The sequence below is a fragment of the Methylobacterium symbioticum genome, assembly GCF_902141845.1.
Taxonomy (GTDB): Bacteria; Pseudomonadota; Alphaproteobacteria; order Rhizobiales; family Beijerinckiaceae; genus Methylobacterium; species Methylobacterium symbioticum.
The window spans coordinates 97,444-118,120 of record NZ_CABFPH010000003.1 but is presented as its reverse complement, the minus strand read 5'-3'; the positions used below and the strand labels follow the sequence as shown (position 1 = coordinate 118,120).

General features: G+C 70.0%; 14 protein-coding genes. 7 read left to right on the top strand and 7 right to left on the bottom strand.

The genetic code is table 11. From position 1 onward, the window contains the following. Nucleotides 1–162 precede the first annotated feature (162 nt). Entirely contained in the window at nt 163–579 is a 417-nt protein-coding gene (locus tag MET9862_RS02240; protein WP_142581480.1) for a YeeE/YedE family protein, read from the top strand. Then, nucleotides 576–1,022 (top strand): YeeE/YedE family protein, encoded by a 447-nt coding sequence (locus MET9862_RS02235; RefSeq protein WP_142581479.1) that lies wholly within the window; start codon nt 576–578, stop codon nt 1,020–1,022. Before MET9862_RS02240 ends, MET9862_RS02235 begins: the two co-directional genes overlap by 4 nt. Before the next feature lie 92 nt (nt 1,023–1,114). Here MET9862_RS02235 and MET9862_RS02230 read toward each other — a convergent pair whose 3' ends face one another. From MET9862_RS02230 to MET9862_RS02220, 3 genes are read right to left on the bottom strand one after another with little or no spacing between them, the layout of a single operon-like run. Next, nucleotides 1,115–2,437, bottom strand: coding sequence for a TadE/TadG family type IV pilus assembly protein (locus tag MET9862_RS02230; RefSeq protein WP_244612524.1), 1,323 nt, complete (start codon nt 2,435–2,437; stop codon nt 1,115–1,117). After that, a complete protein-coding gene (locus tag MET9862_RS02225) occupies nt 2,422–3,045 on the bottom strand; it encodes a TadE/TadG family type IV pilus assembly protein (protein WP_142581478.1) in 624 nt (207 codons plus the stop codon). The genes MET9862_RS02230 and MET9862_RS02225 overlap by 16 nt, the downstream gene beginning before the upstream one ends. Continuing rightward, a complete protein-coding gene (locus MET9862_RS02220; protein WP_244612523.1) occupies nt 3,042–3,590 on the bottom strand; it encodes a TadE/TadG family type IV pilus assembly protein in 549 nt (182 codons plus the stop codon). The genes MET9862_RS02225 and MET9862_RS02220 overlap by 4 nt, the downstream gene beginning before the upstream one ends. Nucleotides 3,591–4,302: 712 nt before the next feature. Here MET9862_RS02220 and MET9862_RS02215 point away from each other — a divergent pair. Genes MET9862_RS02215 through MET9862_RS02200 form a run of 4 tightly spaced genes read left to right on the top strand, consistent with a single transcriptional unit; the run spans nt 4,303 to nt 7,110 of the window. Further along, on the top strand, nt 4,303–4,821 hold the full coding sequence (locus tag MET9862_RS02215; protein ID WP_185156722.1) for a DNA polymerase ligase N-terminal domain-containing protein: 519 nt from the start codon (nt 4,303–4,305) through the stop codon (nt 4,819–4,821). A gap of 5 nt (nt 4,822–4,826) precedes the next feature. Then, on the top strand, nt 4,827–5,972 hold the full coding sequence (locus MET9862_RS02210) for an acyl-CoA dehydrogenase family protein (protein WP_142581475.1): 1,146 nt from the start codon (nt 4,827–4,829) through the stop codon (nt 5,970–5,972). Then, nucleotides 5,969–6,574 carry a class I SAM-dependent DNA methyltransferase gene (locus tag MET9862_RS02205; protein WP_142581474.1) on the top strand — a complete coding sequence of 202 codons (606 nt, stop codon included), beginning with the start codon at nt 5,969–5,971 and terminating at the stop codon, nt 6,572–6,574. Before MET9862_RS02210 ends, MET9862_RS02205 begins: the two co-directional genes overlap by 4 nt. After that, complete coding sequence (locus MET9862_RS02200) at nt 6,571–7,110, top strand: cytochrome b (protein ID WP_142581473.1); 540 nt, start codon at nt 6,571–6,573, stop codon at nt 7,108–7,110. Before MET9862_RS02205 ends, MET9862_RS02200 begins: the two co-directional genes overlap by 4 nt. Nucleotides 7,111–7,163: 53 nt before the next feature. On the opposite strand, the gene MET9862_RS02195 is transcribed toward MET9862_RS02200, so the two are convergent. Both MET9862_RS02195 and MET9862_RS02190 read right to left on the bottom strand, forming a co-directional pair. Then, nucleotides 7,164–8,030 carry an alpha/beta fold hydrolase gene (locus MET9862_RS02195; RefSeq protein ID WP_438616587.1) on the bottom strand — a complete coding sequence of 289 codons (867 nt, stop codon included), beginning with the start codon at nt 8,028–8,030 and terminating at the stop codon, nt 7,164–7,166. Nucleotides 8,031–8,107: 77 nt separating this feature from the next. Beyond that, nucleotides 8,108–8,737 (bottom strand): outer membrane protein, encoded by a 630-nt coding sequence (locus MET9862_RS02190; protein ID WP_142581471.1) that lies wholly within the window; start codon nt 8,735–8,737, stop codon nt 8,108–8,110. Between the two features lie 181 nt (nt 8,738–8,918). On the opposite strand from MET9862_RS02190, the gene MET9862_RS02185 reads away from it, so the two are divergent. Then, complete coding sequence (locus MET9862_RS02185) at nt 8,919–10,508, top strand: alpha/beta hydrolase domain-containing protein (protein WP_142581470.1); 1,590 nt, start codon at nt 8,919–8,921, stop codon at nt 10,506–10,508. 165 nt (nt 10,509–10,673) lie between these two features. On the opposite strand, the gene MET9862_RS02180 is transcribed toward MET9862_RS02185, so the two are convergent. Continuing rightward, the gene (locus tag MET9862_RS02180) at nt 10,674–13,634 is read right to left on the bottom strand and encodes an autotransporter domain-containing protein (protein ID WP_244612526.1); all 2,961 of its coding nucleotides are present in this window, start codon (nt 13,632–13,634) and stop codon (nt 10,674–10,676) included. A 691-nt stretch (nt 13,635–14,325) separates the two neighbouring features. Then, complete coding sequence (locus MET9862_RS02175) at nt 14,326–20,616, bottom strand: autotransporter outer membrane beta-barrel domain-containing protein (protein WP_142581468.1); 6,291 nt, start codon at nt 20,614–20,616, stop codon at nt 14,326–14,328. Between the last annotated feature and the right edge of the window lie 61 nt (nt 20,617–20,677).

Here is a 20,677-nt window from a genome sequence, read left to right as displayed (position 1 = left end):
CCTCGACTGTCCTCTTGACGCGGGTCACGGTCACCCGCATCTCGCGGGCCGCACGCCATTCCGTGCGGCCCGGGCGAGGCCCGCGTCATGACCATCGCAGCGGATGCGCATCCGGGCGCTCGGCCAAGCGGCGCTGTTCGGGGAGATTGGAGATCCGTCAAGATGGCCTTTCTCGCTCCGTTCGCGGGCGGCGCGCTGATCGGCGCCGCGGCCGCGCTGCTTCTCCTCGCCAATGGCCGCATCGCCGGCATCAGCGGGATCGCCGGCGGCCTGCTCGGGCCGGCAGGGCGGGACGCGGCCTGGCGCGCGGCCTTCCTCGTCGGCCTGCTGCTGGGGCCGGTCCTGTTCCGGCTCGCGGCCGGCCACTGGCCCGACCTGCACGTCGAAGCCTCATGGCCGATGCTCGTGGTGGCGGGCCTCCTCGTCGGCTACGGCACGCGGCTCGGCTCCGGCTGCACCAGCGGCCACGGCGTCTGCGGCCTCGCCCGGCTGTCGCCGCGCTCCTTCGCGGCGGTAGCGACCTTCATGGCCTCCGCGATCGTCACCGTATTCCTGGTCCGGCATGGGGTGGGCCGATGAGCGCGCCCCGCATCGCAACCGCGCTCGTGAGCGGCCTGCTCTTCGGCTTCGGCCTCGCCCTGTCCGGCATGCTGGACCCGGAGCGGGTGCTCGGCTTCCTCGACATCGCGGGCGCCTGGGATCCAAGCCTCGCCTTCGTCCTCGGGGGGGCGGTCGGCGTGTCGGCGCTGGCCTACGCGCTCAAGGCGCGGATGGCGAAGCCGGTGCTGGCGCCCCGCTTCGAGGTGCCGACGAATCGGCGGATCGACGGCCGCCTTCTCGGCGGCGCCGCCCTATTCGGCGTCGGCTGGGGGCTTGCCGGCCTCTGCCCCGGCCCCGCGCTCGCCGGGCTCGTGCTCGGCCTGCCCCAGATCGCCCTGTTCGTCGCCGCGATGCTCGGCGGCATGCTGATCCACGGCCTCACCGCCGATCGGCTGCCGCTGCAGCGCCGCGCCCGCGGCTGAGGGGGATCGGTCTCGGGCGCCGCCGCCGACCCGGACGAGCCCTGCAAGGCTCCTTGCGCCGGAGCGGATCCTGGTTCGGCGCAAGGAGCGCTTCAATTCGTGATCCGCACCGACGACATGGCCGCGCTGAAAAGCTGCTGCATGGCCTGATTGATGTCGCCATTCGTCGAGACAGCAAAGTAAAGACCGTCCGTCGCACAGCTCTTCAAAAGCGGACCGATGTTATTTTCGAACGGCTTCACGTAGGAATTGTAGAAGCCGTTGTTGTAAAGCGGCAGATATTGTGTGTAGATGATGCCGATCCGGATCTTCTTGTCCTTCATCGATTGGCACAGGGCCGGGTCGATGGGACCGATGTAGCGGCCATCGTTGATAACGGATCCGATGGTCGGACGGGGCTTCGAGCGGGCGAACGGCAGGTCCTGCACGCCATCGGTGACGAAGAACAGGAACCGGATCGGAGACGCGGGCGTCACACCGTCGCCGCTCACCGGAATCGTGTCGGTCATCTTGCTCAGCGTTGGACCGTAGGAAGTCTGGCAGTCGCGTTGGTCCTGATAGGACGTGGCCATATCGATCTGGGCCGACGCGCGCTTGACCTGTTCGAGATCGGCCGTCAATTGGCTCAGCCGGGTCTGGACATCGCTGAACGTCCACATCTCCATCCGGAATTGCTGCGGCAGGCTCATGCTCGCCTTGGCCGAGTCGACGAGATTCGACACGGCGCTCCGCAGAACATCGATGCGCAGCTTGATATTGTTGCGCTTCGCGATGTGATAATTGTCGTTCAGGTTCTCCGATCCATTGGGGTTGGGCAGATGACAGGCGAAGGCGCAACCGTTGGCGACAGTCTGCATGCGCTGGATGTCGGCGCTGGTTGCGGCCAATCCCATCGACGGCGAGTTGTCGAGCAGCAGATAGAAGTCGATATATTGCGCGATCCGGCGCACGCTGCTGGACTGGCCGCCGATCGTCATCCCGACCGTCTTCATCATGAGGCCGCTCAGCGTGGTCTGGACGATCGCTGTATAGGCAGCGGTCAGTCCGAGCTGGGTGGCGCCCTGGACCGGGGTTGCCGTGAACGAGGTGATCTTCGTCACGCCCGGCACCTTGGCTGCGTCCGCCAGGAACTGCGCGCGCGCGCTATCCACCATCGCCGCGGTGATTGTGTTCGTCTTCTGGGCGATCACCCCGAGAACCGCCGCGTCCAGGAGCGCGTCGAGCTCGGCCTTGGCGGCGCCGCGCCGGCCGTAATCGATCGCGGCCCCGGCCGCGAACAGGATGGGGATCAGGAAGACGACGAAGGTGACGGCCACGTGTCCGCCGCGCGCCCGCACGAAACGCCGGAGGACCGGGTCCATGTACCGGGATGCCGGGCCGGGCCGCGCGGGATGTCGGGTCAGAAACTCGGACACGGCGAACCTCCCGGCATGACCACCTCACCCTTGTCGAGCCGTTGCGCCCAGGAGATCTTCCGGCTGAACACCAATCCGGTTCGGCCGAAGATCAGGCGAAAGAGATTCGAGCCGACGATCGGGGTGTAGGGCAGGGACACCTCCGCCAGGACGTAGCGGGCGCCGTCATATCCGAAGGTCGACGGCGTGGCAGGCAGGCCCGCGGTGCCGTTGAGGGTGCGCACGGGCCGGGCGCCGGGCGGGTAGCTGGAGCACACGCCGCCGAGGAGCGTGCCCGTGCCGTTCCCCACGCCCATGGCATGGATGGCGACCTGCAGGCTCGCCGTCGAATAGGGACGCATGATCACGCCGGCCGCGTCGACGATGGCGGCCATGTCGGCCGCCACGGGGCTGCCATTGGTCGCCCGGCCCGAGAGATCGGCGATCGTCCGCGCGTAGAGCGTGACCTTGCGGCCGGTGTCGACGGCGCGCAGCAATTCGGTCAGGCCGAAATAGATCGTCACGATCAGCGGCAGGATCAGCGCGAACTCAAGGGCTGCCGTCCCCTCTGCATCGGATCGGAGCCGGGTGAGGCAACGGCCGAGACCGCCGGGTCGGGGCCTGCTCATGTGCCGGAGGGACAGGCTGTGGTCGAATCGAACGGCTCGACCTGAAACACCGTGGCCGCCTGAAGAACCCGGCGACGATTGGGAAGCGTCGCGTAGACGGCGCCGAGCAGCGGAAAGTAGATCGGCACGTCGACAACCGCCTGAACGATGATGATATCGTTGGCACGCGCGCAGGTGTAGGACGGGAACCCCGGATTCCAATCCGTCAGTCCGGTATCGGGATTTCGGATCACCGGCTGGACGAGGGTGGCGGCGGAGAAGCTCGCGGCCTTGGTGATGCTGATTTTCACTCTGTCGCAGGGGAACGTGGTGACGCGGGCCTGCCCGCCGGGCGAACACATGTCGGCGCGGAAATTGGCGAGCAGGAATTGCGGGTCGGTGGTGCCCGCATGCGCCGTCTGGAACTGGCCCGTATAGATCTGGCGGCCGGCCTCGGAGACCGCGGTCTGGAGGATCTCCTGCCCGAAATAGGTCAGGCCAGCCTCCAGGCTGGCTCCGGTGAGCGCCAGGAACGGCAGGGCCACGAAGCCGAACTCGACGGCCACCGAGCCCCCCCTCGCCCGCCGAAAGTCGGACAGGGCGCGCAGAGCCGGGCGAAGAATGGAGCCGGGCCGGGCCGCGGCCCCACCGGGATCCGCTGCCCTTGCCCTTCGAAAGCCGAGCCTCATGATGCGCGCATTCCGCAGATGACCGCATGGCTCCGGCTGGGCGCAGCGGGTCATGGCCTGGAGCGCGCTCCTGCACCGGACCGATGGGCCCGTCGGCGCCGCGCACTCGACCGCTTGATTAGACGGGATGGATTGCCAATCCGTTTCGTAATCTGCCGAATAGCGCGGCCGAAGCGGTCGAAGATAAACAACGATGAGTTGTATGTCGCGGTATCAGAGCAGATCGCCGCACCACGCACGGTTCGTGACTGATGTTGGCGAGACCGGTAGCATCGCGCGACAGGATGCGCGGAGACGGCGCCGGCTTCGCGGTTATCCCTCCCTGCGCACAGCCTGCCGCCGGCGCGCGACGGGACTGCGATCAATCCGGTGCGCTACGACAGCGCATTTCGTCCGCTCCGCAGAACCAGGCGTCCGGCGCGCGGTTGTCGTCGAGCTTACAGGCCGTCGCGTTCCGGCCTGACGGGGGGCACGATGCCGCTGGATGATCACCGCGCCCAGTCCGAGGTCGCGCTCAGGGACAGCGGCACCGCTCGTCCGGCCGGCGCCGTCCCGCCGGGCCGGCACGCGGATACGGGGCGCTCCGGCCATGCGTGAGGGCAACGCCCTCGCCTACCGCGTGCAGAAGCACGCCGCGCGCCGGCTGCACTACGATGTCCGGCTGGAACTCGGCGGCGCCCTGAAGAGCTGGGCGGTCGCGCGGGGGCCGAGCCTCGTCGCCGGCGAGCGCCGCCTTGCCATCGCGGTGGCCGATCACGGCCTGGGCTATGCCGACTTCGAAGGCGTGATCGCGCCGGGCCGGTACGGCGCGGGCGTCGTGCTGCTGTGGGACCGCGGCACCTGGGAACCCGAGGGCGACGCGGTGGCGGCGCTCGCATCCGGATCGCTGGCCTTTCGCCTGCACGGCGAGAAGCTGACCGGCCGCTGGCGTCTGATGCGCATGAAGCCGCGACCGCGCGAGCGCCAGGAATCCTGGCTGCTGATCAAGTCGCAGGACGCGGCCGCGCGCGGCCCGGGCGACCCGGATATCTTGGACGAGCAACCGTGCTCGGTGGCGACCGGCCGCACGGTCGATGAGATTGCCGCCGCGGCGGCCCGCGTGGAGTGAGGCGCATGGACCAGAGAACCCCGCTCAACCTGGTCTATGATGCCGTCGCAGCCGCGCGGGCAGTCGCCGCGACGGCCGCGACCCGCGCGGCCGCGGAGGATCGCGACGACGGCTTCCCGGCCGAGGACGTGGCCGATCTGGCGCGCCTCGGCCTGCTCGCCGCCCCCATCCCCGTGGCCGAGGGAGGTGCCGGCCTCGGCGAGGAGCCCGGGGCCGCGAAGCTGTCCGAGACTCTGCGCCTCGTCGGCTACGGCAGCCTCGCCCTCGGGAGGCTCTACGAGGGGCACGTCAACGCGCTCCAGCTCGTCGCCCGCTACGGCGACGCCGGACAGCGCGCCCGCCTGTTCGCCGATGCCGCGGCCGGGCACCTCTTCGGTGTGTGGAACACCGAGCCGGCTGGCGGCCTCGTCCTCGAGGATGCACCGGATAGCCTCCGCCTGCGCGGCGTGAAGACCTTCGCCTCGGGGGCGGGCCACGTCACGCGCGCGCTCGTCACCGGGCGCCGTCCAGACGAGGGTGCGCCGCTCATGCTGGTCGTGCCGCTGGAGGCGGGTACCCGGGCCGATCTCTCGGCCTGGCGCGCGCACGGCATGCGCGCCTCGGCCACCGGCACCGTGGATTTCAGCGGGCTTCCGGTCGCCGCGGAGGCGATCCTCGGCGGACCGGACGACTATCACCGCCAGCCGGACTTCTCGGGCGGCGCCTGGCGCTTCGCGGCGGTGCAGCTCGGCGGCATCGAGGCGGTGTTCGACGCCTGGCGCGCGCATCTCGCGCGCGTCGGTCGCGGCGACGATCCGCACCAGCTCGCGCGGCTCGGCGAGGGAGCCATCGCGATGGAGGGCGCGCGGCACTGGGTGGCGCGCGCCGCAGCCATCGCCGCCGATGCGGAGCTCCCGGCCGACCGCATCGTCGCCTACGTCAATCTGGCCCGCCTCGCCGTCGAGCGGTCCGGCCTCGACGTGCTGCAGCTCGCGCAGCGCTCGGTCGGCCTGCAGGGCTTTCTGCGCGGCCATCCGCTCGAGCGCCTCTCGCGCGACCTCGCCACCTATCTGCGGCAGCCCGCGCCGGACGGCGCCCTCACCGGCGCGGCGCGCGTGGTCCTGCAGGCCGGCGGCCTGGGGGGCGACCTCTGGACCGGGGGGCGCGCATGAGCCGGTTCACCACCTCGCTCCCGGCGCGCTACTTCGAGGACCAGTATGCCCGCGACCCCGACCCGTGGAACTTCGCCACGAGCGCCTACGAGCACGCGAAATATGCGGCCACGCTCGCGGCCCTGTCGCGGGATCGCTACGCCGCGGCGCTGGAAGTCGGCTGCTCCATCGGCGTGCTGACCGAAGCCCTGGCCGCGCGGTGCGACGACGTGCTCGGCCTCGACCTGACCGAGCTGGCCCTGCAGCAGGCGCGCGCGCGCTGCCAGGGCCTCGGCCATGTCCGCTTCGCGCGCGCACAGGTGCCCGACGAATGGCCGGACGGGTCGTTCGACCTGATCCTGCTCTCGGAGGTCGTCTACTTCCTCGACCCGGGAGACGTGCAGCGTCTGGCCGCGCGCGTCCGCAGGAGCCTGCGTCCGAACGGCGAGGTTCTGCTCGTGCACTGGACCGGCACGACGCATTACCCGCTGAGCGGCGACGCAGCGGCCGAGCATTTCATCGCGGCGACCGGCCCCTTCCTGCATCCCCTGCGCCAGATCGACACGGATGACTACCGTCTCGACCTGCTGGCTGCGGCGCAGCAGCACGACGGCCAGCCATGACGACATCCCGATGGCTCGATAACCCGCAGCGCTACGGCCGCATCAGCCGCGGCCTGCACTGGCTGATGGCGGCGCTCTTCGCCTGGCAATTCGCCGGGGCGCTGCTCTATGTCAGCATCGGCGACACGGCCCTGACGCGTTTCGTGGGCGCAAGCCATTTCACGATGGGTTTTACGCTCTTCATCCTCGTGCTGCTGCGCGGTGCCTGGGGACTGGCGAATCTGAGGCGGCGGCCGCCGCATCCCGGACGTCTGGGCCGCGCGGCGACGACCGGACACGCCGCGATCTACGCCTTGATGGTCGTCGTTCCGAGCTTGGCTCTTCTGCGCCAGTACGGATCGGGAAAGCCCTTCGCGCCTTACGGCATCCCCCTCATGCCGGAGCGCGACAGCAAGATCGCGTGGTTGATGCTCCCAGCCGACCTGCTGCACTACTGGCTCGGCTTCACGCTTCTGGTGATCGTGCTCGGCCATGCGGGCATGGTGGTGCTGCACCGAACCCTCTGGAAGGAAGATGTCCTGACGCGGATGACCTGAGAGTCGCCGGCCACGTCGGCGCTACCCCTCTTCCGGATCAACCGGCTACGGGGTCACGCCTGCCGACGGCCGACGCGGCGGGCCAGGAAATCAGCAAGGCGCGTCGCGATCTCGTCCGGCTTCACGTCCAGGGCGAAGTGGCCGGCATCGAGAACGTGCACCTCGGCATCGGGCACGTCGCGCCGGTAGGCCTCGGCTTCCGCGGTTTCGAAGGAGGGGTCGTAGCGTCCCCAGACCACCAGCAGCGGCGGCTGGCGGCTTCGGAGCCATGATTGCCACGCCGGATAGCGCGCGACGTTGGTCCGGTAATCGTAGAAGAGATCGGTCTGAATCGCGTCCTGTCCGGGACGGCACAGGAAGGCGAACTCGTCCGTCCAGAGGTCCGGGTCGTAGGCGGCGATGTCCGGGTCCCGCCCCACATGCCGCTGCCGCGTGGCGGCGAGCGAGAGAATGTTCTCACGCAGGGCGGCCTCGTGCGCCGGCCGATCCGCCCAGAAGGCGCGCCGCGTGTCCCAGAGGGGTCCGAGCCCGTCCTCATGCGCCACGGCGTTCTGGACGATGATCGCCGGGACACGCTCGGGATGGGCGAGCGCCAGCCGAAAGCCCACCGGTCCGCCGTAATCCTGTAGGTACAGGCTGTAGCGGGACAGGCCGAGGACCCTGGTGAAGGCCTCGACGATGTCGGCGAGACGATCGAAGGTGTAGGCGAAGGATCGCGGATTGGGCGCGTCGCTGTGGCCGAATCCGATGAAGTCGGGCGCGACCAGGTGATAGGCGCCAGCCAAGCGCCGGAGCAGCGGCTCGTACATGCGGGACGAGGACGGGAACCCGTGCAGGAGCAGGAGGGTCGGCGCATCGCGCGGGCCGGCCTCCCGGTAGAAGACGGACAATCCGTCGACGGCAACGGTCCGATACGTCACCCGGCACATCGCAGCCCCCTTCACCCAGCTATGCCCCGCCGCACCACCGGCAGGAACACGGCCGAGATCGCTCGCCTTCAGCGAAAGCCGCCGCCGATCACGCCGGCCTCGACAGCGACCGAGAGGCGGTCGGTGAGCGCCCACTCCACCCCGACCTGCGCATTCGGCCGCACCGCGACATCCTCCCGGGAGAAGGGCTGCGAGAGCGCGGTCGGACCGACGCGCAGCGTCTCGTGCGCGGCCCAGGCGCCGGCCTTGGCGTAGAGCAGGATATCCGGCGTGAGCAACGTGCCCACCTTCACCTGCAGCGCGCCCGCGAGGTCGCGCGTGTAGGCGAGGCCGCCGAAGCCGGGCGTCGTGCCGCCGCCGACCGCGGCCAAGTAATCGAAGCCACCGCCGATGCCGTAGACGAGCGCGCCCTCTCGCCAGATCCGCCCGGCCTCGAACCCGATGGTTGGGCCGGCATATCCGCCGAAACGCTTCGACGAGACGGCCTCGAAGCCTGTCGACATGCGGGCGTAGGAGCCGGACCAGCGGCTCTCAAGCTCTCCGGGCGCCTGGGGCCAGGCGAAGGCGGGAAGCGGGCCGAAGCCGATGAACGACGGAGCGAACTGGGCTGCCGCTGGACCCGAGCACAGGGTGCCGCCGGCGAGCAGGAGGCAGGCCGTGAATCGGCGCAGCGGACGAGGATCTGCGGGTCCGGTCATACGGCCAGGATAGCGGAAGCCGGGCCCGCGAGACAGACCGTCGGACCGGCGCGGTTCAGGGATCGTGGGGCCCCGGCCCGGATTGTCGCGGTTGTGAACGCGGCGCCGGGCGATAGGCTGGTCACGCCCTCGCGGCTGGTCCACGCTGGCCCTGCGGGAGAGCAAGCGAGGGACATCCGTGATGGGACGCTGTTCGCGTGTGGTCGCCGGGCTCCTCATCGGGCTCGCGAGCCCATCTCTGGCCGCGGCGCTGGCCAGCCCGGCCGAGGCCAGGGTCACACGGCTCGAACTCGCGTCGCGGCAGAGCTTCGGGACCTTCCGCGGCGGCGACTATGTCCGCTGGGACGGCCGCGTCGTCGGGGAGCTGGCGCCCGACGATCACGGCATTCCCGATCTCGAGAAGGCGCCCCGCAGCGATGCCGGCCGCGTCGCCTACAGCGCGCGCATCATCCTGATCGCGCCGGCCGATCCCGCCTCCGGCAACGGTGCGCTCCTGGTCGATGTGCCGAACCGCGGCCGGGCCTACGCCAACGCGCTCTACAACAGCCCGCGCGACATCCCGATGCTGTCGGGCGACCTCGGGATCGGGACCGGATTCCTGCAGGACAACGGCTACGCGGTTGCCGAAATCTACTGGGAACTCGGCCGCGGCGCGGAGTTACCCTCCTTCACCGATGCGGAGGGCCGCCGGCGCTTCGTCGAGGGTGTCGGCTTCGCGATCGTCCGCGACGCCGCCGATTTCCTGGCCCATGCCGCCGCCGACGGCGCCGGTACGCCGAATCCCCTGGCGGGCCGGATCAACCGCACGCTCGCCACAGGCAAATCCCAGGATGGCCGCTTCCTCAAGACCTTCCTGCTCGACGGTTTCAACACGGCCGAGGGCCGCCGCGTCTTCGACGGGATGCACGTCTTCGTCTCGGGCGCCGGTCTCCTGCCGATCATGCGCTCGGGCACCGGGCCGGGCTCGAGCGCCGACGGGACGCCGAACTTCGCCGATCCGGACTTTCCCGGCGTCCATGACGGCCCGCTGACCATCGGCGAGATCGTCGCCCGGGTCGAGGCGCGCGGCGAGATCCCGCCCCGGATGATGCTGCTCAACTCGACCGTGGACTACGCCTCCCTGCGTGCCTCCCTGGGTCGCACCGGCGCGCACGGCACCGCAGACCTGCCGCTCCCCGCCACTGTCCGGATGTACGACGTCGCCGGGGCCTCGCACGTGAATGTCCTGAAGGCCGACGCGTGCAGCCTGCCGCCGGGCCGGCTCGACTGGGCCCCGGTGGCGCGCGCCACCCTGGCAAGGCTCGACCAGTGGGTCGCCCGCAACGCGGCGCCTCCGGAGACGCGCCTGATGCCGCTCCAGCCGGCGAAGGACGACCCGACCGTGCTCCAGGCGCCCCGGGCCCTGCCGGAGGCCGTCGTCCAGGTGCCGCAACGCGATGCCGACGGCAATCCGCTCGGGGGCGTGCGCCTGCCGGACATCGCCGTGCCGCTCGGGGTGCACGGGGCTCAGAACGCACCGCTCGCGACCTTCACCTGCTCGCTCATCGGCACCTATCAGCCCTTCGCGCGGACGTCCGCGGAGGCCGGCCGGCAACCGGCCCTGGCCGAGCGCTACCGCAACCGGTCGGATTACGTGAACCGCGTGCGCGCAGCGGCCCAGGCCCTCGCGGCGCAGGGCTTCCTGCTGCCCGAGGACATGGCCGTCATCCTCAATGCCGCGGCCGAGGCGCCGATCCCCGAGCCGAAGGCCGAAGCCGCGCCGCCGCGCTGAGCGCTGCCACGCGACGGCCGGACGCCCGATCCCGGGCGGCGGATCGGGACGTCAAGGACTCCCGTCGCGGGTCGTGCGACGGGAGCGCGTATCGAGGTTTCGCAGGGACCTGGATCTCGCGCGGTTCCGCAGGGATCGCCCCGGCGGAACCGGCGAGACATCCGCTTACCAGGCGTAGCGCAGGCCGCCCGCGAAGATGTGGGCGGTGGCTTGGGAACCGATCGCCGCCTCGTAGCGCGTGAACACCTGCAGATTGGCCTTCTGCGCGCTGATCCCGGCGCTGATCACCCCGGTGTCGCGCCCGATGCCGGCGAAGGTCGTGGTGAAGGGCGCGCCCGGTGCCCCGATCAGCGACGCCGTCACCAGCGAGAGCGTGTCCCCGACATTGCGGTAATAGCGCGCCCGCAGCTCGGGGCTGATCAGCACGCCGTCCTGCAGGAAGGCCGTGCTCACGCGCGCACCGACGGAGGGCTGGATGATGTCCTGCGTCGTGGCCCGCGCGAGCAGGCCGGCCGACCCGGCGCTTCGCTCTGCGAAGCCGTCGCGGCTCAGCCGGTACCAGTCGAGGCCGACGCTCGGCTCGGCATAGAGGGCGCCGAACCGGTAGCGCGTGCCGAGCTTGAGCGCTCCGCTGAAATCGTTGCCGCCGAACGTGCCGACCGCCGTGCGCGCCAGGTCGCCGAAGACCAGGCCGCGGGCCGTCCGGTTCTCGGTGGCGGTGTAGGCCGCCACCGCGTCCAGGAAGGCCGGGCCGAGGTCGAGCGAGCCGTAGACCGAGCCCTGATAGGCGCTGGCCCAGCTGCGGTTCAGACCGGAGGTGCCGTTGGTCGTCCCATCGGCGTAGCCGAAGCTGACGCCGAGCAGGGCGCCGTCGAACCGCTTGTCGGCGCCCACCAGGACGCCCGCATGGGTGAGGTCGAACCCGTTGCGCCCGCCGATCCGGCCGGGGCCGCCCAGCGCCCGCGCCCACAGGGACAGCTCGCCCGCATCCGGGGCCGTGCCGCCGGCTGCCGGCGCGGTCTGCGTGAGGCCGGCGGCGGCGGCGCGCAGGGCCGGGCCGGTCCCGGCCTGGTCGAGAGCGGTCCAGGATCCTTCGAGGCCGATGCCCGGCTGGACGTCGGCGCGCCCAACGCGGCGGTCGGCCATGCGGTCCTCGAGGGCCCGAACGAACTGGCCGCGCTGCACGGCATCCGCTGTGGTGGCGTTGGCGATCGCCTCGCCCGACAGGGCCTGCAGGGCCAGGGCGCCGGCGGCATCCGTCTCGGTCCGGTCGAGGGCGAAGAACACCGTGTCGAGGTCGCCCTGCGGATCCAGCAGGTAGGAGCGGTTCAGGTGCTGGGCGACCGCGCGCTGGTTGGCGGTCTGCGCCGGCGCCGCGAAGTCGCGGTCGAAGGTCATCGAGACGGAGTTCGCCCCGTAGATCAGGGTCTCGGTCAGGAAGGGATTCAGGTCGATCACCTGGCCGAACTGCCCGCTCGTGGTCCCCTTGCTCGACGCGAAGGTGAAGGTCTGGTTGGCGATCTTGTCGGTCGGATCGAAGACGAGATCGATCGTGCCGCCGACCGTGAGATTGCCGTTGACCCGCAGGGCGTCGAACCGGTCGGTATCGACCTCCATCCGGATGCGGCCGGTGCCGGCCTGCTCGTAATTGCCCTCGACGGTCAGCGTGCCGATCGAGTTGCCGGGCGACAGGGTGCCCTCGTTCCGGACCGTGCCGATGATCGTGCCGGACCCGCCGAGCACGGCGTCCTTCGCCACCGTCAGCTCGGTCGTCCGGTAGGTCGAGGCCGTGTTGATCTTCAGCGTGCCTTCCTGGATCGCGGTCAGCGCGCGGGCATCGGTGACGGTCGAGCGGATGTCGAGGGTGCCGAGACCCGTCTTGGCAAGGTCGCCGCTGCCCGAGAGCGTGTTGTCGCGCAGCGTCAGGATCGTCCCCGCCTCGGTCCGGAAGGTTCCGCCGAACGTCGAGCCGCCGATCTCGCCCGTCGAGACGGAGGCGTTGATCGCGACGTCGCGGTTCATCGTGAAGCTCTGCGTCGTGTTCAGCGTGCCGCCCTGGATGGTCAGAAGGCCGGCACGGGCGCCGAGATTGGCGTCGCTGCCGATGCGGATGGTGCCGTTGTCGATGCGGGTGCCGCCGGCATAGCTGTTCTGGCCGGCGAGCGTCAGCACCGACTCACCGCTCTTGATCAGGCTGCCGACGCCGGTGATCTGGCCGGCGAAGGTGCGGTCGCGGATCTCGATATTGGCCACGTAGGGCCGCAGAAGCTCGGCCGTGTCCCCCGCCTCGAGGAGATCGGTCTTCCACGCGTAATCGGCGATCATGGCATGCGCCTTGGTCGTCGGGTGGAACTCGTCCCAGAACAGGTAGTCGTTTTCGACAGGCTTCGAGCACCCATTGGTGTACTCGCCAGAATCGGCACTAATACAATTCAGCGATCCTTGCTTGAATCCGAACGATGCTGGCCGTGCCTGCACTTCCTTAAGAAGTGCAGCAGCATCCACGACGACAACCCGCTCCGAAGTCCCCTTGACGTCAAAGGCATCCTGGATCGCGTAGAGCTTGGATTTGATCGACCTGTTGGTCTCATCAATACTATTACTCAATTCGTTGACATATTTGCCATATTTCGAGGAAATCTTTGGCGTTGTCGCTATGTTAGGGACCGTATTGATATAGTACGTCGCGCCTTGCTCTGCGATTATTGGATTGCCTTGGACAGCATTACTCAGGCTGACGAGATCGTCAGGAACATACTTCAGCAACGTCCGGGCAGCCTTCGGAATATCGACACTGACCCACGAGTCCTCCACCTCCTGTCTGAAATTGTTCCCGCCTATCCAAAGCGTGAAGAGCGGTCGCCCCCCAAAAAGGTCCGGGCTCGCCTTGGTCACATCGATAAGATGCTTGTTTTGCTCCTCAATGGTCTCGATGCCTACTCTTTTCATACTCGATGAGACGTAGTATCCGGACGTTGCACCGCCGTAAGCAAAATTCCGATCCGCAATATACGGCGTACCGTTGGTATTGTTCAGATACTCAACCCAGACAATTCCGTTCGAGAACCGACCTTGCTCATAGAGGGTCCCATAAGGCGCGTTTTTTTGATTGCGCGAAGCAACCACGTGTCTGTCGCCCGATAGGTCCGCCCCGTATCCGACAGGCTGTCGCCGAGATTCCAGATGGAGCTGTACCGGCTTTCCGCGAGAGCCGTGCTCGAGAGCAAGCCTGCGAGCAGCGCACTGAGGCAGAGGCTGCGGACCCTGTTGACCAACATGGGGAGCGTATCCGGTGCGGGCGAGGACGGCCGTCTCCACCGTGGCTGCGCACCTGCGATCGAGGCCGATCGGTGGATTCAGGATCGGAATAAAAGCAGAAACATAGTTAATAGGATGTTAAATTTTGATTTTGCCTGTAAGTCAATCGGATCCCGCCTTTCGTCAGCAACACGATCGCACATCTACCGTTGGCGCCGTCAGACATGATCGGCTGATCGCGAATTGCTCAACGCCTGCTCAAGCCGATTGATCTACGCTGCGCGCGACGATCAGCGGGAGACGAGAGGCGATAGGGCCGCCAACCTAGGAACGGCCCGTCTGAACGGCACACCAATACGCCGTTGGCTCAAAGACCGTCCGCGGCGGAGTGCGGCCCGTGAACACGGTGCCGACGCTTGATAGCCGGCGCGTCCTCAGGCGCTCGGCTCCAGGACGGCCGCAACCCCGATCCGCACCGCGCCGGCCACTGTTCGCGCCCCAGGTTAGAATCGTCCGTCTCGGAGGGCGGCGCGGGACATCCCCCGCGCCGCCCTCAGGCTCAGAACCGCACCGACAGGCGGGCCGTGCCGAGATGCGACAGGAACCGGTCGCCGATATGCGACTGGTATTCGCCCGTCAGCTCGACGCCGCCGCCGAGGCCGATCTGGAGGCCGAGTCCCGCCTCGCCGAGCTTGTCCGGGATCCGCGAGGTGGTGGCGAACAGGCCGAGTGCGCCGCTGCCCTGGAAGCTCGCGAAACCGGTGAAGTGGTCGTCCGACAGGAGCGTCACGCCGAGCGTCCCATAGGGCCGCAGCCAGCGCCCGTTCCCGAGGTCGAAACGGCCGCCGATCTCGACGTTCGGGCTGAAGGCCAGCAGGGTCTTGCTCATGGCCCGCACGTCGAGGTTCACCTCAGGCGCGCCGGTCTCCGAATAGGCCGGGCTGTGGGAGTAGAGCACATCGAGGTCGAGATAGGGCTTGATGTACCAGTCGTCGAACAGGACTTGGTAGCTCGCCCGCAGACGCCCGCCCGCCGTCAGCACCTCCGACTTGCTGCGCGCCAGCACGTTGCCGCCGCCGAAATCGATCGCCCGCAGATTGTTCTGCCACGCGTAGCCGAGATTGGCCGAGGCCGCGAACAGCCAGGGACCGACCTGATGCTTGAGGGCGACTGAGACGTCTGCGGCATCGCTCACCGTGCCGGTGATCCGGTCGGAGTCGTTCAGGTAGGCCCGGGTATAGGCGCCCGAGAGACCGAAGAACCAGTCCGGAGCGAACTCGGCCTGCAGGCCGCTCTGGTAGCTCAGGGCGTTCTGGCGGTAGCCGCCCTCGCCGGGTGAGGAGAACAGGCTGGTGCGGGCTGCCGCGACGCGGCCCCAGACGCACTCGCCCTCGCGCAACAGGGTGCCGGTGCCTTCGAAGGCGGGGCAGCTCATCGCCCGCTTCAGGCCGGCCCGGGTGTCGAGAGTCCGTCCGGTGAGCACGTACTGGCTGGATTCCTGGCTCAACTCGTCGAGGGCCGCCGCGTAGCCCTTCGTGCTGTTGACCGAGAGGAAGCGGGCGAACAGGTCGGCCTCGCCGATCGACCCGTTGTTCCACAGCGTCTGCAGGGCTTCGGCCGTGGATTTCTGGTCGCTGGTGAGGGTCATCCCGAGGGGCGCGGTGAAGCGCGCCGTCGGGCTCAGGGCGAGGCTGTTGCCCGAGCGCAGGATCTCCCAGGAGACCGGCACCGAGTCAGACTGGATCGTCGTGGACGAGGTCGCCGCGTTGGCGTTCGTGATGCTGCCCGCCGTGAGGAAGGTGTACTGCCCAGGCAGGAGCCCGCCGATGACGTTGGGCCGCACGGTGCCGTCCAGCCAGACACTGCGGCTCACGGCCAGAAGGTCGGCGCGCAGGGCGCCGGCCGGGGCGAGGGGGGCGACGTCGACCAGCAACTGGCCGCTGCTGCGCTGTTCGAAATCGCCCTTCACGTCGGTGCGGGCGACGGTGCCGACCCCGCCGATATCGAGCGTGGCGTTGTTCGTCATCGAGCCGTTGCCGCTGCCGCCCAGATCGATCACGCCGCCCTGGCGTGTGCGCAGGATCGCTGCGCCGTAGCCATCCGCCCCGTTGGTCAGGGTGCTCATCGTCCCTGGGGGGGTCGTCAGAACGATATCGCCGATCAGAACGCCTCGGTTCTTGATATTGACCGGGTTGATCGTCCCGACGATGGCGCGGCCGGAGGCGGCGCTGACCACGGCCCGCTCGTCGATCAGGATTCGGTTGCCGTAAGAGCCGCCCTCCAGACGGATCGCCGCGCCGGTGCCGCTGCCGCCGGTGACAAGACCCTTCACGGTCACGGAGATGTTGCCGCCCGCGCGGGTCGGGTCGAGGCTGCCGTCGCGGCTCTGGACGCCGCTCTGCGCGAAGATCGCGTTGGCATCCTTGCCCGAGGCGATGATCGACCCGGCGCTCTCGATGGTGATGGTCCCGCCGGAGCCGGTTGAGGTGGAGCGCGACTTGGGCGGATCCGACGCCTGGACCAGCTGGCCGGAGGCGAGGATCGGATTGGAGAGGTCGACGATCAGGCCGCCGCCGCCGCCGAGGCTCTGAGCCAGGATGCCGTGAGCGCGCTCGCCACTGGTGCGGATCGCGGCGCCTTCCTTGAGGGTGACGGAGAGGGCGCCGCCCGAGCCTTTCGAGCCCTCCTCGAGCAGGAACGGCACCGCGTAGCCCATCACCTGATGCGCACCGGCATAGCCGCCGCCGCCGCCGATCGATTGCAGCAGCAGCGCCGTCGCGGCATCGCCCGTGGTCGTCACCCGCGCGCCGGCCGAGAGGGTCACGCCCACCGCGCCGCCGTTGCCGGTCGCGCCGCCCGAGCCGCCGATCCCGAACGTGTAGGTGTCGCCGCTGGCGCTGGCCGCCGCCGCCGCCATGCCGCCGCCGCCGCCGACGCTCTGGGCCAGGATGCCGAGGGCGCCGAAGCCGCTGGTGGTGATGGCGCCGCCCTGCGTCACCGTCACGGCGCCGCCGTCGCCGGCCGCCTCGCCGGAACCGCCCAGGGTCAGGCTGCCGGACCTCTTCGGCGCCCCCTCGGACGAAGGCTGTTCGGGGATCTTCTCGATCCCGATCGCCGCCAGCAGCGCACTGGCGAGTTCCTTGGCGTCGCTGTCGGACTGGGTCTTCTCCGCCTGCGCCTTGCCGGTCTGTGCGGAGGCGTCCGTCTTGCCGGCCTCCTTGGCGACCGGGAGCAGGAACGATCCGCCGCCGCCGCCGACGCTCTGCGCCACGATGCCGTGGGCCTCGCTGCCGGCGGTGACGACCGCGCCCGTGTTCTCGACCGAGACGTCGCCGCCCTTGCCCCCCTTGCCGCCGTTGCCGCCGACATTGAGGGTGACGACCAGGCTGCCCTCCTTGCTGCTGCCGGTGGTCGTGGCGCCCACGCCGCTGCCGCCGCCTCCGCCGACGCTCTGGCCGTAAAGGCCGTAGGACATGTCGTCCGCCGTCGCGACGGCGCCGCGGTTGACGATCGAGACCGTGCCACCCTCGTTGCCGTCGCCGCCCTTGCCGCCGAGAACGGCCCGGTAGGTGTTGGCGTTGGTCGCGGCGGCGAAGGCCATGCCGCCCTGGCCGCCGCCGCCGCCGACGCTCTGGGCGAAGACGCCGTGGGCCACGACGCCGAGGGTGGTGATGGCCCCGTCATTGGTGACGGTGACCGCGCCGCCCTTGCCGCCGCGACCGCCGTCGCCGCCGAGGCTCAGGGTCGCCTCCACGTCAGGCAGCTTGACGCTGCCCTTCTTCTGCGCCGCCAGATAGTCCGACGCGCTCTTGCTGTAGGATTGGAGCATCTTGGCGAAGTCGGAATTCTTGATCTTCGCCGCAAGGGACTTGTACTTGTCACTCTCCTTGATGTCCTTCAGAAACTGATCGAGGGCCTCCTTGTCGTCCTTGTTCTTCTTGTCCTTCGCCCAGTCCTCATAGGCCGTGACGCCGATCGCCGTCTTGAGCTGCGTCCAGATCTCGCCGACGGCGTCCGGCGTCTTCTCCTTGCGCGCCGAGACGCTGCCACCGCTGCCGCCGCCGCCGCCGATGCTCTGCGCCACGATGCCGTGCGCACCGTCGCCCCAGGTCTCGATTCCGCCCGTCGCGGCGTTGGTGATGGTGACGCCGCCGCCGGTATTGCCCCTGCCGCCCTTGCCGCCGAGGGTGAGGTTCACCTTGAGCTTGCCCTGGGCGGCGCCCTGGACATCGCCGCCGGTGCCGCCGCCGCCGCCGATGCTCTGGGCGAAGATGCCGATGGCGTCGGAGCCGCCGGTGCGCAGGGCGCCGGCATTGGTCACGGTGACGGCCTGGCCCTTGCCGCCGCCCCCGCCCTCGCCGCCGATGGTGCGGGTCACCGACAGGGTGTCCGCCACCGGGAGCTTGCCGACCAGATCGTTCAGGGTCTTGTCGAAGGAGAGGCCGGGCATGGCGAGCCCGGTAGCGCTGCCGCCATTGCCGCCGCCGCCGCCGATGCTCTGCGCCAGAATGGCGTGGGCGAAGCTGCCGCCGGTCACCACCGTGCCGAGATTGTCGACGCCGATCGTACCGCCGTCGCCGCCGCTGCCGCCCTTGCCGCCGATGGCCTGCGCGGCGGCGATGTTCTGATGCAGACTGAGACTGTTGCTCGTCGCATCCGACTTGCCGGCATTGCCGCCACCGCCGCCGATGCTCTCCGCCTGGAGGCCGACGGCCTCGTCGCCGGAGGTCGAGATGAAACCGTTATTGGTGATCTCGGCCCGGCCACCCTTGCCGCCGCCGCCGCCGGTTCCGCCCAGCGTGGTGCTGAGGCTCAACGCCACCTCGCCGGGCGGCGCGACCGCGAGCGCGTAGGCAAAGGCATCGCCGGCGAGGCCGCCGCCGCCGCCGATGCTGAGGGCCTGCACGCCGATCGATGCGCCGCCATAGGTGACGACGCTGCCGTCATTGATCACCTTGGCCAGGCCGCCTTCGCCGCCGAGGCCGCCGGAGCCGCCGACCGAGGCCGAGAGGGCGATGCTCGGCAGAGTCTTGCCATTGGGCAGGACCAGCGGCGTCGCGATGGCCGTGGACCGCGCCGAGCCGCCGACGCCGCCGCCGCCGCCGATGCTGAGCGCGTCTAGGCCGATCGCCGCGCGACCGCTGGTGGTCACGCTGGCGCTGCTCTCGATCCGGGCCTCGCCGCCCTTGCCGCCGCCGCCGCCGCTGCCGCCCACGGACAGGGCGACCGCAAAGGCCGGGCTCGCGGTCGTGGCCGTGGCGACGCCGCCGGCGCCGCCGCCACCGCCGATGCTCTCGGCGAGCACCGCGCTCGCCCCGTCCCCGGAGGTGGTGATCGACCCGCCCGTCGCCTGCACCAGGACCGTGCCGGCATGGCCGCCGGCCCCGCCGCCGCCGCCCAGCGCGTAGGTGAAGAAGGCGCCCGGCTTGATCGAAGCGCCGCCGACGCCGCCGCCGCCGCCGATGCTCTGGGCCAGGATGCCGTAGGCGTCCGTGCCCGCCGTCTCGATCACGCCGCTCTGCTGCACGGTGACCGCGCCGCCGAGGCCGCCCATGCCGCCGGTTCCGCCGGAGGTGAAGGGCAGGATGCCGGCCTTGCCACCGCTGCCGCCGCCGCGCCCGGTCTGCGGAGCCGGGGCCTGGAAGGCATCGAGGGCGTTGCCGCCGCCGACGCTCTGGGCCAGGATGCCGCCCGAGCCGGTCCCGGAGGTGCTGATCGTGCCCGACTGGGTCACCTTCACCGCGCCGCCGGCCCCGGCGGCGCCGCCATCGCCGCCGCTGCCGAAGGGTGCGCGGCCGCCATCGCCGCCCGGACCGCCGACCGATTGCGCGATGAGGGCCGAGCTGTAGGCCCCGAGCGTCGCGATGGCCCCGCTCTGGTCCACCGTGACCGCGCCGCCGGCGCCGCCCTTGCCGCCCGCGGAGCCGTTGATGCCGGTGGTGTCGCCGCCGCCCGCGCCGCCGACGCTCTGGACGAGCACGCCCACCGCGCTCGCGCCCTCGGTGACGATCGAGCCGCGGTTGACGAGCACGGCGAGGCCACCGGCCCCGGCATCGCCGGCGAGATCGCTGCCGCCCCGCGTGGTTCTCATACCGCCATCGCCGCCGAGGGACTCGATGACGGCGCCGGGCGCGGAGGCGCCGCGCGTCACGATGCTGCCCGCGGGGGTGACGGTGAGTTCCGCCAGCCCGCCCTGGCCGCCCGTCTGCACCGAGCGCTGGCTCGCGGACGTGGCGCCGTCGCCAGCCTTTCCACCCTTCGACTGGACCGAGACGCCCGAGGTGCGATCCCCGAAGGCGGAGACGGGCGCCTGCAGGATGAGGCGGGCAGGCCCGCCATCGCCGCCCCGGGCGAGGCCCTTATTCCCGCCGTCGCCGCCCTTGCCACCCTGCGAGCTGACCCCGATCAGCGCCAGCCCGGTACTCTGATCGACGCCGCCGCCCACCGGTCCGGTCTCGGTGAGCGTGACAGCGCCGCCGTTTCCGCCCCGACCGCCGTTGCCGTCGAAAACGAGGCCCTTGGGATTGTTGCCTCCGTTTCCGCCGAACGACCTGGCCTGGACGGCCATACCCTCGATCATCGTCAGCGCGTCGCCTTGGGTGGCCTCCACGCTCGGCCCGCTGGCACCATCGCCGCCATCTTTGTTGAAGCAGAGTAAGGCGCAGTTCTCACCCTTCGCACCGTCGGCTCCGCGCTGCACGAAGGAGCGCGCCGCCTCTTGCGCCCGAGCAGGCCCGCTCTGCGCCGCGGCCAGTGCGCACAGGCTCACGCCCGCCAGCAACGTGAGGGTCCGGCCGAACCGCGCGGACGCGCTCGGCCCATGGTGCGGAGAGAGTCGGGGCGAAGTCATCGAGAGAGGATCCTTGTGATGTGAACCACATCGTGCCGGCCGGGCCCGTCGATCCGGCCAG

Bases quoted from the DNA above. Each gene is read 5' to 3' on its own strand.
- MET9862_RS02240 (WP_142581480.1), top strand. From the start codon at position 163: ATGGCCTTTCTCGCTCCGTTCGCGGGCGGCGCGCTGATCGGCGCCGCG.
- MET9862_RS02235 (WP_142581479.1), top strand. From the start codon at position 576: ATGAGCGCGCCCCGCATCGCAACCGCGCTCGTGAGCGGCCTGCTCTTC.
- MET9862_RS02225 (WP_142581478.1), bottom strand. From the start codon at position 3,045: ATGAGCAGGCCCCGACCCGGCGGTCTCGGCCGTTGCCTCACCCGGCTC.
- MET9862_RS02215 (WP_185156722.1), top strand. From the start codon at position 4,303: ATGCGTGAGGGCAACGCCCTCGCCTACCGCGTGCAGAAGCACGCCGCG.
- MET9862_RS02210 (WP_142581475.1), top strand. From the start codon at position 4,827: ATGGACCAGAGAACCCCGCTCAACCTGGTCTATGATGCCGTCGCAGCC.
- MET9862_RS02205 (WP_142581474.1), top strand. From the start codon at position 5,969: ATGAGCCGGTTCACCACCTCGCTCCCGGCGCGCTACTTCGAGGACCAG.
- MET9862_RS02200 (WP_142581473.1), top strand. From the start codon at position 6,571: ATGACGACATCCCGATGGCTCGATAACCCGCAGCGCTACGGCCGCATC.
- MET9862_RS02190 (WP_142581471.1), bottom strand. From the start codon at position 8,737: ATGACCGGACCCGCAGATCCTCGTCCGCTGCGCCGATTCACGGCCTGC.
- MET9862_RS02185 (WP_142581470.1), top strand. From the start codon at position 8,919: ATGGGACGCTGTTCGCGTGTGGTCGCCGGGCTCCTCATCGGGCTCGCG.
- MET9862_RS02175 (WP_142581468.1), bottom strand. From the start codon at position 20,616: ATGACTTCGCCCCGACTCTCTCCGCACCATGGGCCGAGCGCGTCCGCG.